At 60.4% G+C, this 15,936-nt stretch carries 12 protein-coding genes; all 12 read right to left on the bottom strand.

Going from position 1 to position 15,936, the window contains the following annotated elements; all coding sequences use genetic code 11:
• Position 1: 1 nt before the first annotated feature.
• Positions 2-2,314: a TonB-dependent receptor gene (locus tag B9A23_RS04015; RefSeq protein ID WP_084277593.1), complete on the bottom strand. Its 2,313-nt coding sequence runs from the start codon at positions 2,312-2,314 to the stop codon at positions 2-4.
• Positions 2,315-2,473: 159 nt separating this feature from the next.
• Entirely contained in the window at positions 2,474-3,715 is a 1,242-nt protein-coding gene (locus B9A23_RS04010; protein ID WP_139797338.1) for an MFS transporter, read from the bottom strand.
• 32 nt (positions 3,716-3,747) lie between these two features.
• Complete coding sequence (gene egtB, locus B9A23_RS04005; RefSeq protein WP_254895010.1) at positions 3,748-5,025, bottom strand: ergothioneine biosynthesis protein EgtB; 1,278 nt, start codon at positions 5,023-5,025, stop codon at positions 3,748-3,750.
• Between the two features lie 31 nt (positions 5,026-5,056).
• Complete coding sequence (egtD, locus tag B9A23_RS04000; RefSeq protein WP_176217876.1) at positions 5,057-6,061, bottom strand: L-histidine N(alpha)-methyltransferase; 1,005 nt, start codon at positions 6,059-6,061, stop codon at positions 5,057-5,059.
• 225 nt (positions 6,062-6,286) lie between these two features.
• Positions 6,287-7,210 carry a sugar phosphate isomerase/epimerase family protein gene (locus B9A23_RS03995; protein ID WP_084277590.1) on the bottom strand — a complete coding sequence of 308 codons (924 nt, stop codon included), beginning with the start codon at positions 7,208-7,210 and terminating at the stop codon, positions 6,287-6,289.
• A 30-nt stretch (positions 7,211-7,240) separates the two neighbouring features.
• Positions 7,241-8,197 (bottom strand): sugar phosphate isomerase/epimerase family protein, encoded by a 957-nt coding sequence (locus B9A23_RS03990; RefSeq protein WP_084277589.1) that lies wholly within the window; start codon positions 8,195-8,197, stop codon positions 7,241-7,243.
• A gap of 330 nt (positions 8,198-8,527) precedes the next feature.
• A complete protein-coding gene (gene amyA, locus B9A23_RS03985; RefSeq protein ID WP_139797313.1) occupies positions 8,528-10,012 on the bottom strand; it encodes an alpha-amylase in 1,485 nt (494 codons plus the stop codon).
• A gap of 93 nt (positions 10,013-10,105) precedes the next feature.
• A complete protein-coding gene (locus tag B9A23_RS03980) occupies positions 10,106-11,518 on the bottom strand; it encodes a dihydrolipoyl dehydrogenase (protein ID WP_084277587.1) in 1,413 nt (470 codons plus the stop codon).
• Between the two features lies 1 nt (position 11,519).
• Positions 11,520-12,899 (bottom strand): NAD-dependent succinate-semialdehyde dehydrogenase, encoded by a 1,380-nt coding sequence (locus B9A23_RS03975; protein ID WP_084277586.1) that lies wholly within the window; start codon positions 12,897-12,899, stop codon positions 11,520-11,522.
• A gap of 45 nt (positions 12,900-12,944) precedes the next feature.
• On the bottom strand, positions 12,945-13,706 hold the full coding sequence (locus B9A23_RS03970; protein WP_084277585.1) for a hypothetical protein: 762 nt from the start codon (positions 13,704-13,706) through the stop codon (positions 12,945-12,947).
• 108 nt (positions 13,707-13,814) lie between these two features.
• Positions 13,815-14,090, bottom strand: a complete 276-nt coding sequence (locus B9A23_RS03965) for a hypothetical protein (RefSeq protein ID WP_254894971.1) — start codon at positions 14,088-14,090, stop codon at positions 13,815-13,817.
• A 117-nt stretch (positions 14,091-14,207) separates the two neighbouring features.
• The gene (locus B9A23_RS03960; protein WP_084277583.1) at positions 14,208-15,929 is read right to left on the bottom strand and encodes an FAD/NAD(P)-binding protein; all 1,722 of its coding nucleotides are present in this window, start codon (positions 15,927-15,929) and stop codon (positions 14,208-14,210) included.
• Between the last annotated feature and the right edge of the window lie 7 nt (positions 15,930-15,936).

Below are 15,936 nucleotides of genomic sequence, written 5' to 3'. Positions count from 1 at the left end.
CTTAGAAGCGGGCGGTGAGGGCTGCACCATAAAAGCGCGGTTCGCCCGGAATGAATGTGGGAATGCCGAATGCGCCACCGGTGTTACCGGCATCAAGCAGGTAGTCCTTGCCAGTCACGTTGCGCATGAAGGCGGAAAGTTCGTACCTGCCATCCGCAAACGAGACGCCCCCGCGCACGTTGACAAGCGTGACCGGTCCCTGCGAAAGCAGATCTCGGTTGGGCAGTTCGAAGAAGATCTTGCTGCGATAGGTGACCGAGGGCGTGACGAACAGCTTGGCGCCATCGCCCACCGGGGCATCGATGGTGAAGCCGCCCGCTGCCTGCCATTCTGGCTGCAGGCGGAAGCGTGCGCCCGAAAATGCCGGCGCGAAGCTGTTGTTCTTGTCGATCCCGCCGTCGATGTAGCCGATGTTTCCGAACAGGCGCAGCCAGTTCGAGGCCTTGATTGCGATTTCGGCTTCGACGCCAAGGTTGCTTGCCTTGCCGGCGCTCTGCGTCACAGTGGTCCCGTTGCCTTGCTGGACGCTGACCTGAAAACCATCGTACTTCTGGTAATAGACGCCAAGCGAACCGGAGACCGCGCCTGCCGCACCCTTCAGACCAACTTCGTAGTTCCAGACCGTTTCCTGCGGCACGTTCTGAAGGTTGGGCTGCGGCACGCCTGCAACGCGCGCCGCAGAAAGCTGGACCACCGGCGATCGCCGTCCCTTCGATATTGTTGCAAAGACGTTGGCGCTGCCGGACAGGCGGTACAGTATGTTGAAGCGCGGCAGGAAAGCTTCGGACTTTCCTGTGGCCGTGAAAGTCTTCCCACCAGTGTCGACCTGGCCCGGAATGAGCGACGTTGCGGCGGGGTTAAGCGCCGGACGGGGAACGCGGGCAAAATAAGTCGATCTGCGGTCCTCCCAGACATAGCGCCCGCCAGCGGTGAGCTCCAGCGCTGGTGAAGCGATGAATGTGGCATCGGCAAAGAGGGAGTACGCGGTATTGATGCCGCCGTTGATGAATTCAGACGAGTAGGGCACCTGCGTGAGCAGTCCCCGCGAGGCCAGCGCCGTTGCCTGCGCGGCAGTCACAACGCCAGCCGCATTCACGCAACCCAGGCCCGGAATGATGTTGGCGGCACACTGCAGGAATGTGCCTTCCTCGGAACTGAACGGCACCGCCTGCGTGCTGTCTTCCTTGAACACGTTCCAGCCGGCCGAGGCGCGGAGCCTTTCGGTGTCCACGCTGAAACGGCCCTCGTGGCTTGCCTGCCAGCCCTTGGCATTCTCGGCAAATTCCAGATACCAGGCGGCGCTGCCATCGGCGTCAAAGACTTCGCGGCTGTCGAATTCGCGATAGCCATTGACGGTGGTGAAGGTCAGTGAGTCCGAAAGCTCTGCCGCGATCGTCAAGTTTGCGTCATACACGTCACGCGTAAGGCCGAGCTGTGCATTGCCGAGCACTGTGGCCGAGAGAGGCGATCCGCCAAGATTGGCCTTTCCGAACGGATTGGCTGGCCCGGCGGAGGTTGCGTAAGTGCCCGAGATGAATGGCGTGCCGCCGTTGCGTTGGCCATCGTAAGTCCCGATGAAATCCACGGTCACTCGATCAGTCGGCTTGAGCCTGACCGAGGCGCGCAGGCCGAACTGGTCCTGCGCGTAGAGTTCCTTGTCCTGCCGTGGGCTGAGGTTCTCGACATAGCCATCGCGGGTCCGCCATTCGAAGGCAACGCGCAGGGCGGCCTTTTCGGAGCCTGCATTGAAGGACCCGCCAAGCAGGGTCTGGTCATAGTTGCCGTAACCTGCAGTGATGGAGGCCGAAGAGCCGGGCTCGGGCCGCTTGGAGACCATGCTGATTGCGCCGACTGCAGAAGCCGTGCCGAACAGGGTGGCTTGTGGCCCCTTGATCACCTCGACGCGTTCGAGATCGTAGATCGCCTGATACGACCCGCGCGAGCGGGAAATATCCACGCCGTTGTAATATAGCGTCACGCGCGGACCCTGCTGGGCAGAGCCGGAATCCGAAGTAATACCGCGGATCACAACGCCCGGATTGTTCGCGCTCTGCTCCTGAATGTTCAGGCCGGGGACGTAGGCGGAAAGCTCGTCGAGATCCGATACGCCAAGCTCGCGGATACGGTCACCCGTAACGGCTGAGATAGTAATAGGAACGTCAACAAGCTTTTGTTCGAACTTCTGGGCAGTAACAACAATGGTATCTGTGTTGTTTTCTTCATTTTCCGGAAGATAACCCTGCTGAGCCAGCGAATGGCTTGGAAGAAGAACGCAAGATGTAAGCGCCGAAGTGATGAAAAGAAGATGCCGCATTTTGCCCCGCCTTTGATGCTGTAGGGCAATTAGGGGGCGGATGTTTCGCCTATGTGACGCAAAGCACATCCTTTTGTACGTAAGGATGCAATTTTCATGTGCAGCGAGTAGGCCGCTTGCCAGTTCTCTTAGATCGGCAGAACGGACGTCCAATCTGCTTCAGGTGTCGGCGGCGACCGCAACCGACGAATGCCTGGCGGGCATGATGGCGTATAGGATTGCGCCGGAAACTAATGCCACGGCAGCGATCATAAAGCCAGGCGTCGCCGGGGAATTGGACCAGCGCTGCAACTCGTAAGCGACAAATGGTGCCGCCCCTCCGAAAATCGCGGTCGCGGTGGTCGCCCCCAGGGCAAGCCCTGACAACCGGATGCTTGCCGGAAATTGTTCCGCCGTCGCAACTGCACCTACCGCAGAGACACCCCCCGCCAAGGCCGCCAGCAAAAGAACTGCAATCCCTGCCCATTCCGACAGAACGAGGTTGAACAGGATGGGTGGTAACAAGATGCACAGCCCACTCAGAGCAAGCAGGACCCGCTTTCGCCCGGTGAGGTCGGAAAGCCAACCCACCAGCGGCGTTACAACGATCACGCAAAATGCAGCCATGGTCGAAAGGTGCAGCGCGGTGGCATCGTTAGCCGCGTTGGTCAGCTTGATGAACGACGGAACGTACGTGATGCCGACGTAATAGGTGATCGATCCGAGCGCGGAAATTGCAAAGCCGATAGCGATGCTCTTCCGAGCCCCGCTCAGGGACCGAGCGAGCGGCGAGCCGGTGATAGTCCCACTGTTGCGCGCGGCGACAAAGGCAGGCGGCTCGGGCACGATGGCACGCACCAGCCAGATCGCCGCAGCCAGCAGCGCGCCGATCAGAAACGGAATGCGCCAACCCCAACTTTCAAGTGCAGGGGCGTCGAGATTGACTGTCAGCCACGAACACAGGCCGACGGCGATCAGTCCACCCACTTCGCTGGCTGCGGCGGCAAGCGATGTCACCAATCCGCGCCGGTGCGGCCGAGCGGTTTCGAAAAGATAGGCAACGACCGCCGGATATTCGCCGCCGATGCTGAAACCCATCACGCATCGCATGGCGATCAGCAGCAATCCCGCCACAGGACCGACTTGCTGGTAGGTTGGCAGCAGCGCCAATCCCAGCATGGCAATCGTCATCAAGGACATTGAAAGCAGCAGCGTCGGCTTGCGACCGCGCCTATCACCGAACTGACCGAAGAAAATTGCACCGACCGGTCGCATCACATAGGCAATAGCGAACCCGGCCAGGGTCTTGCCAAGGCTTTCGCCGTCGCTGCCGAAGAAAACGCGCGAAAGCGTGGGCGCAAAGTAGAGGCACAGGGTAAAATCGTACCATTCAACCACGGTCGAGAGGCCGACGGCAATCATTGCCCGTCGCGGTGCGCGAGGCGACCGGTCGTTCATGCGCAATCGCGAGCGAGCCGCAATCCCATGAACTGCCAGCGCTGGTGAGGGTAGAAGAAGTTGCGGTAGCTTGCCCGCACGTGACCTCGTGGCGTGGCGCAACTGCCGCCGCGCAGTACGAACTGGCTGTTCATGAACTTTCCGTTGTATTCGCCGATGGCGCCGTCTGCGGCACGAAAACCCGGGTAGGGGCGATAGGCGCTACCCGTCCACTCCCAGACGTTGCCGAAGAATGCTGGCGCATCCCCAGCGCCGCGGGGCCGGATGTCTCCGCCTGCATCGAGCAGGTTGCCGGCGAGGGGATCGTGCGTTGCAGCGGAAGCTTCCCACTCGAACTCGGTAGGAAGCCGCGCTCCTGCCCATGTCGCGAAGGCATCGGCCTCGAAAAAGCTTACGTGGCAAACCGGTGCGTCCAGATCGATGGGCCGACCGCCCGAGAGGCTGTAGCTCGTCCATTCGCCATCGCTTTCCTGCCAATACATCGGCGCGCGGACGGCTTCAGAATTACGCCATGCCCATCCATCGGAAAGCCACAGTCGGGCGTCATCGTATCCGCCATCAGCCATGAAGGCGAGCCATTCGGCATTGGTTACGGTTCGGTCGGCCAACTGGTGCGGGTGCAACAAGGCCTGGTGGCGCGGTCCTTCGCAATCGAACGCGAAGCCAAGGCCATTGCCTGTATCGCAGCCAACCTCCGCAAGACCTTCGTACATTGGGAGCCAGCCCGCTTTCTTCGCCGCAGGCATCGATGGGTTGGCGTCGCGTTGCCAGATCTCGCATTGCAGTGGGTTTTGCGCAAAGGCGTGCAGAATGTCGGTGAGCAGGAGTTCCTGATGTTGCTGTTCGTGGTGGCAGCCAAGCTCGACGATGGCCAGAACATCCGGTGCCAGTTGCCCTAGCGCCACCAACAGTGCGGCATCGACCGCTTCGCGATAGTCGATCACTTGTGCAAGCGACGGACGCGAAAGAAGTCCCCTTGCGGCTCTCGCCAGTCGCGCACCCTCGGCTTCGTAATAGCTGTTGAACAGGAACGGCCAGTCTGGATCGTAAATCCGATAGCCTGGGACGTGATCACGCAGGACGAAAGTCTCAAAAAACCAGGTGGTATGGGCAAGATGCCACTTGGCCGGGGATGCATCGAGCATCGACTGTATCGTTGCATCCGCGTCGCTTAGCGGCGCGCAAAGTTCACGGGTCAACGCGCGTACCGATGTGTAAAGCGAGGCAATCTGCGCTACATCGGGCTCGGTGCTTGCCTCTGGCCGGTTGCTGATCCTGATCCCCCCTAGGTCCATTGATCTGGTCTCAGGCCTTGGCAGTAAGCAACTGGACGCTGAACAACTTGGCCTCGTCTGTCCAGACCCTGGTAACGTCAAACCCAGCATCACCTGCGAGATCGGCGAATTCAGCGACGGCATATTTGTGTGAATTTTCCACGTGAATCGCTTCGCCCGGGGAAAACGCGAAAGTTCGACCGCCGACGCGGACGTCCTGCTCTGCCGTGCTGACCAGCGTAATCTCGATATGTCCCGGGTCGGCGACATAGCGTGCGCGGTGCCGGAAGTGGGCAGTGTCGAAATCCGCACCCAGTTCGCGATTGGCGCGGCTGAGCAGATTCATGCTGAAGCGTGCGGTCACCCCTTGGGCATCGTCATAGGCCTGCTCCAGGATGGCTGAGTCCTTCTTCAGATCGACACCGACAAGCATCATGCCGCCCGGGCCAAGCCGTTCGCGCCATGTTTGCAGGAAGGCGCGGGCATCGTCCCGCTCGAAGTTGCCAATGGTCGATCCGGGAAAGAAGCAGACGTCGCGCAGGCCGGTCGCCTTGGGCAATTCAAGTTCGCCCAGATAATTGCCGCACACCGAGCTCACTTCGAGCCTGGGGTAGCGCTGCCTGACCGCTGCTTCAGTTCCTGCGAGCGGCACGGGGGAAATGTCGATACAGACGTAAGAACGTGCTCCAGGCATCTGGTCCAGAAGGATTTCAGCCTTGCCGCCAGATCCTGCACCCAGTTCGATAAAGCGCACATCTTTGCCAATGGCCGCAGCTATTTCGGACGCATGCGCCTTCAGGATTCCGCATTCGGTGCGCGTGGGATAGTATTCAGGGAGTTCGCAGATCTCGTCAAACAGAGCGGACCCGGCCGCGTCGTAAAGGAAGCGACACGGCACCGCGCGATCCGCTCGAGACAAGCCCGCCAGCAATTCAGCCATGAAGCTGTCGTCGCAGGTGGTCTCTTCCCGCGATGTGGCTGCTTCGTCCAACTGCTCTTCAGCCGATGAGTAGTCCAGGCTCGTCAGAAGTTGCATCAGCTGCCCTCGGAGTTCGGTTGCGCTGGCCGAAATCCGCGCACTGCAAACAGGACGACGTCGGTCGCTCATGGAGGAGCGGCATGCGCCAGAGGATTCGGTGCCCCCACTGGAAAACCAGCTTGTCTCGCGAATGTTCCGCGCAAAAGTCAGCCAGCAACATGACGGCGTCGCAGCATTGTCTTTTCCACGAGCGCCGCCAAGAGCAGGAGTGTGCGTCGGTCGTCAGTCGTAGATCGGTCGCAACTCGTTATCTAGGTAATAGCGGGTGAGCGCCATCGAGGCGAGCAGATCGGGTGAGCCATCATATTCGATGCCCATCCAGCCCTTGAACCCGTGCTTTTTCAGCAGGTGATACAGCCCTTTAAGATCAAGCGTCCCGAGGCCGGGCTCCCAGAACCAACGTGTCCCGTCATCGGTAATTTCAGGGTCTTGCGCATAGCGCACGCTGTCAGGCTGGCCAGCCGACGCCGTGTCCTTGAGATGGAACGTGCTGATGCGCTCGTGGTAGTCGTCATAGAACTTGAGCAGATCTTCCCCCATGATCGAGATCTGCGCAGTATCTATGCAGTAATGGACATGGCGTGGGTCGGTGCTTTCGATCAATTCGCGATGGTTTGGCAGATTGATCGCGCAGAAGAATTCGTTGTGAAGCCCAAGCTTGACGCCGTGGTCGGTGGCATAGCGTCCGATCTCGTTCATGACCTTGGCGCACTGCTGCACTTCCTCGCGGGTCAGAGGCCCGCAACCGAAGTGGTTCTGCGTTGGGCAGGTATTCATGTAGGTCCCGCCGAAGCGCACGATCGTGTCAACGGCCTCACGCCCGGATTTCACTGCTTCGTCAAAGTGGTCGGCAGCGTGTGATGCATGGGCACCATGAAACATGCCGATAACCTCGACGCCGCGCTCGCGAGCAAAGGCCGTAAAGTTCTCGGGTGAGCCGAACAGCGGCAGGATATCGGCCATATCCCACGGCGCGATCTCGATGCCGTGGAAGCCCAGCGCTGCCTGATACTTAAGGATGCTGTCCCAGTCGGAGTAGTAAGCGCTGTTGGTCTTGTCCTCGTAATAGAAGTCACGAAAGTTCTCGATCTTCTTGTAGGGTATCGACTTCCAGTGGCACATGTTGGCGTAGCGAATATTGGTCATGGCGGAATCTCCGTCCGTCTTGAATCTGGTTCAGTTCACGATCTGGTTCAGCAGGGCGCGCGTACGCAGCAGCGCCCGGAACGGGTCGCGGGTCTGGCGGGCGCTGCTGACCACCGGGCCTTGATACCCGTGCCGGTCCAAGGCCTGGGCAAAGCCGACAAGGTCGACAGATCCGGTGCCCGGGTCGCGGAACACCTGGGTCGCATGATCTTGCGGAAACTCGGGATTCGGGGTCTTCCAGATGCCGGTCGTGTCCTTGAAGCTGGTGTCGGTCAGGTGGACGCACCCAATCCGGCCACTGTACGCTTCAAGGAAGTCCGTCGCCGAGATGCCGGCAACGAACAGGTTGGCCGTGTCCAGGTCAAGCAGGACGCTCGCAGGAAGCCGCGCCAGTAGCGGATCGAGGCGTTCTGCGCCGAACAGACTCCAGTATTCGTTGCGCAGCACCAGCTTGATGCCGCGCTCCTCTGCCTTGCTGGCCAAGCCCGATAGCAGATCAACCGTCCGGTCGGTGAAGGCCTCCTTCTCGTTCTCCAGATCGGGATGATATTGCGTGATCCGGCCGTAGAAGGGGGACGGGCTGATTGCGAGGTAATCTGCCCCCAGATCAACTGCATGATCGAGCGCTTCGCCGGCGAAGTGTCCTGTCGCGCCGAAATAGAAGTGGATGTTGTCGTTGCGCATGAACAGGTTGGGATCGAAGGTCACGCCCGTCACCTGCTCCACACCGCAGCCGGCAAGAAATTCGCGATAGCTGGCAGCACTGCCATACTTGGTATTGATACAGTAGCGGTTCATGGGCACGCCGCTGCGTCCGCCGAATTGCCAGACCGGTTCGTAAGGTATCTCTATCGATCGAAACCCGGCTGCTGGAAAAAGCTTGTAAAGTTCCTCCCAGAAGTATTTGCTTTCAAACCGATTTCTATTCGGCTCCTGATAATGGCGATTGATCAGGTCAAGGCTGATCGCGACTGATTGCGCATTCATGCGGGACATCCATTCTCCGACGTGGCCACACCATCAGCGGTGCGGACACAGGGCTGCCAATAGAGAACGGGATCGGGGTTAGCCTGCCAAGGCGTGACCAGATGACAAGCCTCGTACACCATTGCCGAGGCAGGCGAGGGCCTGCGCTCCGCAACGCGAACGTCATGATCATCCGAATGTTTGCTTGCCGCAGACACAGGACCCAGTTCCCATTCCGCGGCCCCGACGCGCGCTAACGCTCGTTTGCCTGGCGGGAGATCGCACCCGCTACTTTATGCCGGACCAGTGCCGCATTTCGCGATGAAAGGCAACTGCCCTGGACGATCCGGTTCAATCGGCAAGAACCCAGATGCTGACGCTGCCACCGTTGACCGGAAAATGAGCGCAACCGGCTTCGTCGGTCTTCACCATGTCGTCGCGGTGCATGAGCCAGTCACGGAAGGTCCTCGAGCCAAGGTCAGGACCGAGGACGACAGACTTGCCATTGTCGCCACCATTCGAAATAACGACGACGCATCCCGGCTGTTCTGCAGTGCCGTGGCGGACCAGGCCAATGCAGCCCGGATCTTCGTCCATGAGGTCGGTCTGCGGGCCATGGGCAAAGCGCTTTCTTGCCTCGACAAGCGCCGGCAGGCATCCGATCGCCGGAAGATTTACGTCGTGCTCGTTGCCGTCGTCACCGGTGTCCCGGTAGTCTGCACCATAGAGGTCGGCGTGGAAGATGCAGGGCAATCCCTGCTCGCGCAGCAAGATGAGCGCATAGGCTATCGGTTTGAACCAAGGCTCCACGGGCGTTTCGAGAGCCTGCAGCGGCTGTGTGTCGTGATTGCCGACGATCGTGACCGCGTGGTCCGGCATGGCTGCCACAAGCGTGCCGTCGAAGATCGTCCGCAGATCGAAGTTCGAGTCGGACCGCGAAGCGTGATGAAAGCTGTGCTGAAGTGCCACGTCGAACAGCATGAGTTGGTGATCCACCTTCTCGAGGTAAGACTTCAGCACGTCCTCGTCAGGGTGCCAGTATTCGGCGACGACGAGAGCATCGTTCTTCACGGCATCACGCATATGGCCCACCCAGTCGCGGAAAAACCAGGCCGGGATGTGCTTTGCAGCGTCAAGACGAAAGCCGGCGACAGGCAACTGCTCTGCTATCCAGCGTCCCCAGTATTTAAGTTCTTCTTGCACGGCCGGATTGCGGAACTCGATGTCGGCGCCCATCAGGTAATCGAAATTGCCAAGCTCATCGTCGACCTCCTCGCTCCACGTGCCCAGATCATGTTCGTTCTCGATCTTGAAGACGCCCTCGGCATCGGGGTCCTCGACATGGTCGACCCCACCAAAGCACTGCGCATCCCATATGAACCGGGAATACTGTCCTGCCCGCGCCGGGAAGGTAAACTTCGTCCAGGCATGAGCCTCGAAGGCATGGTCCTCTATCTCTGTCCGGTCATCGGCATTTGCGCGACGCACGGTTACCTGTTCGCGCTCGTCGGCGCCCATCTTGTGGTTGAACACCACGTCAACGATTGTGCCGACGCCACAGTCGGCCAGCGCTTTGGCGGCGGCAATCAGCTCATCGCGCGTGCCATATTTCGTGGCCACCGAACCTTTCTGATCAAACTCCCCAAGGTCAAAAAGGTCGTAGGCATCGTAGCCGACGGAATGGCCGCCCGACGCGCCCTTGCAGGCAGGCGGCAACCACACATCGGTCACGCCCATGTCTGCCAGGCGCTGCGCCTCCCTGCGCGCCTGTGACCACAAGGAGCCATCGGCGGGAGTGTACCAGTGGAAGAACTGGATAAGCGTACGGTTGGTCACGTGGCCCCCTGTGTTGCAGTGCAACATTGATCGGCCTCAATACGCATGACACTCGCAAAGGTTCTCGACCCGTGCCCGAAAGTGCGGCCGCGTTCAGCCGCCCGGAGGCGTGCCCGAATCCTGGTCAGCCGGCAACGCCAGCGGGCGCGCCGCGCAAATCGTCCGCAAGGCAGGCTTCAGCCCTTCCTCGATCGTCGGATGATAGAAAGGCATTTCCAGCAACTGCGTCGCCGTCAGCTTCATCTGGACAGCCCATGCCAGCATATGCGCGAGATGTTCGCCGGCCGGGGCAAACATGTCAGCGCCGATCAACTGTCCGTCGGGTGCAGCGGCATAAAGCGTGAGCACGCCGCGATTGATGCCTTCTACCCGCGCCCGGCCCTGGTCCCTGAAGTCCGAGGTCGCGGTAATTACGCCCTCATCCTCAGATTGTCCGATGCGACAGAGCGACGGCGATGTGAAGGTAATCGCAAGGGGCGCGAACCGCTCGCTCTCGACTGACGCCGGGGAGGCCGCCGCATTGCGCCCGGCAATTGCGCCATCATGGGAGGCCTCGTGCAGGAGTGGGAGATCCTGCGCTGCGTCGCCAGCCATGAAGATCGAGCTCTTCCCGCAACGCATGGTCGCACGGTCATGGCGCGGCACGCCATGGTCATCGAGTTCAAGCCCGCTTGCCGACAGGTTGAGGCCCTGCAGATTTGGCCGCCGCCCGGTCGCCACCAGTACCTTCTCGAAAGTGCCCTTGCCCGAGTTATCGCCAGACCACGAAAGGGTGATTCCATCACTGGCCAGACCTGGCTGCAGCTTTACGCCCAGCCGCACCGTGAGCTCTTCACCGATCGCGCTGGCAAGAGCGGCATGAACCTTGTCACAGCGGACGCCACCAAGCCTGCGGCCTTCGTCGAATATGGTGACCTCCACGCCGAGCCTTGCCATGGCCTGGGCGAGTTCGAGCCCGATTGCGCCAGATCCGATCACCGCAAGGCTTGCGGGCAAGTCTTCGAGATCGAAGACCGTCTCATTGGTCAGGATATTGCTGCCTAGCTCTGCATAGGCTTCAGGCACGTGCGGTGACGCGCCGGTGGCGATGACGATTGCGCCGGCCCGGATCGTGCGACCATCATCGAGGGCCAGCTCGTCTGGTGAAATGAAACTGGCTCGGCCGCAGATCCTGATCTCTTCAGGTATCTTCGTAATATCGTCCTGCGTGTGCCTGACAAAGCGGTCTCTTTCCGCCTGAACGCGCGCCATCACGGCAGGCCCGTCGACCTTCACGTCCTGTACACGAATCCCGAAGCGTTTGGCATCGCGCGCCGATTGCGCGCCGTTCGCCGCCGCGATCAGCAGCTTCGAGGGCATGCAGCCAATGGTTGCGCAGGTTGTACCCGCGAATTGCGGATCGATCAGCATAGTGCTTGCCCCATTCGAGCGTGCCGAACGTTCAGCGGCAAGCCCGGCCGTGCCGGCACCGATGATCGCAACATCGCAAGTCAGGCTGTCGGGCACGTCAGTTCGCCACCGTGATGGATTTGACGTTGACCCACTCCTTCAGGCCTTCTGCGCCATGTTCACGGCCGTACCCTGAATCCTTTACACCGCCGAAGGGCATGTCGGGCGAGGCGATGGTATAAGTGTTGATGTTGACCATGCCGGTATCGAACAATGCCGAGGCCATCTTCACGGCCCGGTCGACGTCGCGGCTGAAGATCCCGCCGCCCAGACCATAGCGGCTGTCATTAGCGATGCGCATTGCATCCTCGTCGTCGCGGGCCTTGATGATGGCTGCTACCGGGCCGAAGATCTCGTCATCATAGGCAGGCTGCCCGGGCACAACATCGGCAAGCACCGTGGCGGGATAGAACCAACCCGTCCGGTCGGGAACGCTGCCGCCCACGAGTACCCGTGCCCCCTTCGCGACGCTCTGCTCGACCTGCTGATGCACCTGGTCGCGCTGCCGGCGCGATACCAGCGGGCCTAGCTGGGTTCCCGTTTCTGTCGGGTCGCCGATCACGACGGATCTGAAGATCTTGACATAACCTTCTACGAAGGCGTCGTAATTCTTCTCCGTGACGATAAACCGCTTTGCGTTGACGCAAGTCTGGCCATTGTTGAACAGGCGCCCCTTGGCACAAGCCTTGATTGCCAGTTCCAGATCGGCGTCGTCGAAGACCATGTAGGCGTCATTCGATCCAAGCTCGAGCACCGTCTTCTTGGAAACGGATGCAGCTTTCTGCGCCACGGAGCGTCCGGCCCGGTCGCTGCCGGTCAGGGTCACGCCACGCACCAGCTTGTTTTCGATGACGGCATCGGATTGTTCGTGCGAGATAAGCAGCACACCGAACAACCCTTCGGGAAGGCCTGCCCGCTCGTAAATGTCACGCAGCATCAGTGCGCTGCCAGTGCAGTTCTCCGAATGCTTCAGGAGGACGCCGTTGCCTGCCATCAGGCTCGAAATCGAATAGCGGACGGCTCGATAGCAGGGGAAGTTCCACGGCTGTATGCCGTAGATGACGCCCAGCGGCGCATGGGTGACCAAGCCCCGTCCTTCAGGCACCTCACGGTTTTCGTTGGCAAGAACTTTCGGGCCATTCTTCGCTGTGTAGTCGCAGATGCCCGCGCACAACTCGATCTCCGACCTCGAGTCGCTCAACAGCTTGCCGACCTCGTTGGTCATCAGTTGTGCAAATTCCTCGGCAGAGCTGCGAAGTTCTTCGGCAATGCGGGACATGACGGCAGCCCGGTCTTCAAGCGAACGCAATCGCCAATCGAGAAAGGCACTGTGCGATTTCTCGATCACCTGCGTCGCTTCGTCATCCGACATAAGTTCATAGACGTGAAGCACTTCTTCGGTCAGTGGATTGACTGTCGCGATGGTCTTTGCGGACATGGGAAATCTCTCAGCAGGGGGAAAGGTAAACAGCGGACACGGAAGTCAGGAGTAGCGTTCGCGATGCTCGTCGAGCGTCTTGGATGCCTGCGCAAGAGCATCGGCCATCGCTTCGGCAAATGTCTGCTCATCAAGGTGAACGATGCCCTTGTGCGCAGCGCAGACGATTTGCGTGTCCGCCCATGCCTCACCCAGATCCCGAGCCCAGCGGATGTAATCGTCCGCCGCACCGGGACGCTTTTCGAGGCCCTCGGCAAGCTTCGGATGGAAGCGCAGCTTGGGGCCCGGCACAAGCTTTTCCACGAACCCCGGCAGGTCGAGATACATAAGCGTGTCATCGACATGCACGATCCGGCTTTCGCGGTGACGAACAAGGACTGAACTGACGTGGACGGATTCATCTTCAGGAATGAAGTCCACGCCGGCAGGGATCGAGAAATCGAAAAGATCGGCGAATTGGCTGTGGGTGGCATTGTCCTCGATCAGGGACGGATCCCAATTAAGGTGTGGCATCTTGAGGTGGTGCCGGCGCGTGCCGATCAGACGGGCGTGCGGAAGGGCCTCGTGCACGAACTTGCAGTGAATCGTATGGAACGCGTGCACGTTGAGCACCGCTTCGATTAGGTCACCGTTCCCGGTCAGCGCCAGTAGTTCCTCGCGTTCCTCGTCCTCTGGCTCATAGGCGTCGATCAGCACGAATGTTCCGCTCGGCCGACGCACGAGCGACATATGTGTGCCGATGTCGATCGTGTGAGCGATCTTGAATTGCCCGCGTAGGTTCCAGAAGTTCGGTGCGAGATGTTCCATGGGTACTCCGGTTAAGCGAGTGCTCGGATTGCCGAACGGCGCAAGGAGGCCAGCCGTTCCTGAAAGGCAGAATATTGCGCCACTCGGATGGCTCGGTAAAAGTCTCGATCAGGAGGCAGTGCGCCGTGACAGCCGCTTTCGGTTTGCCGTCACCGCCCGCCTGTAGTGCGCGACCGATTTCGTCATGGCCGCATATGGGGTTGTGCCAAGGCCTCCCGTCATGGCGCGGAACTGCAGTTCGAGCGCGGCGCCGATCTTTTCGGCAACCATGAGGTCAGCCTCTTTCTGCGCCTTGGCATCCCATACGATGAATATGGCCATGCGCATTGCCATCACCATCGAGGCTTCGGCGGTGAGGAGCCAGCTGTCTCGAAGGAGCGTCATTGCCTGTTTCTGTCGCATGCAACCGGAGCGGTCTGCCGTCCATTCGGTTCCCGACCTCTCTCGAAACACTCTGTCTTTGCCTTCGCGCCCTGAACCAAACGGCCAGCGCGAGCGCATTCAGCCGGCAAGCGGCAGGACTTCGCCTGTCGGCAGGATCACTGCGGGCCGATCCAGCAGCTCTATCAGGTCCTGCGCTGAGGTCGACGCGTCCGCAGAGCTGTTCTGCGATTCAACAATCGCCTCGCTCACTGCACGCGCCATGCCGGCGCACTCCACGAGGCCCTGCACGAATGGGCGGTTGCGCAACAGATACGGCAGCGCGCACAGATGGACGCGTTTGAGCGACGAGTCCTGATCGCAGACTGTAAGATCGCTGGCGGGGTTGACCCCGTCCTTCCAGTCGAGGTCGTCCTCAAGCGCACTCGCGCAAAGCTGCAGCCGCAAGGTCGGGAACGGAAAGCGGGTCAGCGCGGCGGCTTGCGGGCCGCGTGCATCGACGAGTTCGTCGAAACGTGCGGACCATCCCGGCGACTTCACCAACCACGCCTTTCGAGCCGGCGCTATCTCGTAATCATTGCCCAAGGCAATGACATCTAGCACTCCGGCTTCGTGCATGGCCAGCAGCCGCTCTATCGAGAGGTGTGGCACAGCTGCGTAGTTATCTGTGAACACGCGCTTCAGCCCGCGATGAAGGCGCGCAAGATCGCTTGGTGAAAGCGCGGCAATGACCGTGGCAAAGATCTCGTGCGCCTTGAGGATGATGATACGCCAAGCCGGGGTCCGGTGGCTCTGGCTCCATGCCTTTACATCTGCCAGGTTCTGGCGGGCATGGTCCCAAACGTCGGCGGAGCGGCGTCTGGCAAAGTAACGCTCGGCAAAATCATCGGCATTTGCTTCGGCAAGGCCGATTTCAGCGGCCCAATCGGGCGCGCGTGCCTGGAGCACGTCGGCAAACCGTGCGAACAGGCGATCAAGATCACCGTCCTCGCCCCGCACACACTCGGCGGCGAACTCTTCGGTGAACCCGTCCAACTCTGGCAAGGGATGGGGAAACCAGAAGTCGGCCTCCGGCAACAGCCCGTTGCGGCTCATCAGGACGCACTGAAACGGATTGGCTGCAACATAGCGAAGGCCTGCCTCGTCCTCGACGAACGACCCACGCGCAACCGCGATCGAAACGGCCGCGTCAATTCCAGACAGGGACGAGCCGAGCACCCCGAATCGTGCAGCCTTGCCATTCTCTGCTGCCATGGCTGCAGACTTTCCAGTGCTTTCGGCAGCCTCGGCATCTCCGCCGGTGATTGCACCATAACCTGAGGCAACGACCACGCGATCGAACTCATCCTGACTCGCTGCACCGTGTCGGTCGAGCCACTGGACGCGGCAACAGTCCGGCAGAGTGACAATGTCCGTGACCTCGACCTGCGAATGGACACTGACCGGCACCTTGCTGGTGGCGCAGATCACGCGGAACTGTTCGGCAAGCCACTCGCCAAGCACCACGCGCGGGAAGAACGCTCGGTCGTCGCCAGCACTTTCGGCAATGCCCCACTCCGCAAGGCGTTCGGGCGTCTGGCGAACGGTCCAGGAATTCAGCGGCTCCATCAACGGAGGAATCTCGAAACCGGCAATGTTCGACAGGGCATGGATTTCGTTCAGCGCCGGGGAGTAGGCAAGCCCCGGCCCTGGGCAGTCGCTCGCCTCGAATACAACGATTTCGGCAGCCGCTTCGGCTGTCACCAAGGCGTGCAGGCAATAGGTGCCGGTCGCACCTGCGCCGACGATGGCGACGCGCTCGCGAGCGCGAGGATGTTCGGGTTCAGGGATAAGGAATTCCATTTTTGGA

The sequence above is a fragment of the Novosphingobium sp. B1 genome (genome assembly GCF_900176395.1).
Taxonomy (GTDB): Bacteria; Pseudomonadota; Alphaproteobacteria; order Sphingomonadales; family Sphingomonadaceae; genus Novosphingobium.
Note: the sequence above shows the minus strand (reverse complement) of the source record. Positions and strands in the feature narration are given on the sequence as shown.

Bases quoted from the DNA above. Each gene is read 5' to 3' on its own strand.
- B9A23_RS04015 (WP_084277593.1), bottom strand. From the start codon at position 2,314: ATGCGGCATCTTCTTTTCATCACTTCGGCGCTTACATCTTGCGTTCTT.
- B9A23_RS04010 (WP_139797338.1), bottom strand. From the start codon at position 3,715: ATGATTGCCGTCGGCCTCTCGACCGTGGTTGAATGGTACGATTTTACC.
- egtD (WP_176217876.1), bottom strand. From the start codon at position 6,061: ATGCAACTTCTGACGAGCCTGGACTACTCATCGGCTGAAGAGCAGTTG.
- B9A23_RS03995 (WP_084277590.1), bottom strand. From the start codon at position 7,210: ATGACCAATATTCGCTACGCCAACATGTGCCACTGGAAGTCGATACCC.
- B9A23_RS03990 (WP_084277589.1), bottom strand. From the start codon at position 8,197: ATGAATGCGCAATCAGTCGCGATCAGCCTTGACCTGATCAATCGCCAT.
- B9A23_RS03975 (WP_084277586.1), bottom strand. From the start codon at position 12,899: ATGTCCGCAAAGACCATCGCGACAGTCAATCCACTGACCGAAGAAGTG.
- B9A23_RS03970 (WP_084277585.1), bottom strand. From the start codon at position 13,706: ATGGAACATCTCGCACCGAACTTCTGGAACCTACGCGGGCAATTCAAG.
- B9A23_RS03965 (WP_254894971.1), bottom strand. From the start codon at position 14,090: ATGACGCTCCTTCGAGACAGCTGGCTCCTCACCGCCGAAGCCTCGATG.
- B9A23_RS03960 (WP_084277583.1), bottom strand. From the start codon at position 15,929: ATGGAATTCCTTATCCCTGAACCCGAACATCCTCGCGCTCGCGAGCGC.